Here is a 269-nt window from a genome sequence, read left to right on the forward strand (position 1 = left end):
GTTTCCATTTGCTTTTTCTAAAGTTTCATTCATCTTTTTTCTTATTTCTTTGTCTAAGTTGATTGACTCTTTTGCTGCCTTTATTGTGTATGTTATTATGGTTTGTGCTGCTTGACCTGCTTCTTTGCTTATTTCTTCGTTTATCATGTTTTCTCTCCTTTGTTTGAATTAAAAAAGGGAAGTATAGGCTTTAATTTTTCTATACTTCCCTTTGATTGTTTTTATTTTATTTTTCTCGGTGGTGGAATGCTTTATTTTGATGTTTTTAT

Annotated in this window: 1 pseudogene; it reads right to left on the bottom strand. The window is 29.4% G+C overall.

From position 1 onward, the window contains the following. Positions 1 to 147: pseudogene (locus HMPREF2933_RS10060) on the bottom strand (PcfB family protein); the annotation flags it as partial. Positions 148 to 269: the final 122 nt, after the last annotated feature.

Origin of the sequence: Streptococcus sp. HMSC066F10 (genome assembly GCF_001813805.1) — a bacterium.
Taxonomy (GTDB): Bacteria; Bacillota; Bacilli; order Lactobacillales; family Streptococcaceae; genus Streptococcus; species Streptococcus vaginalis.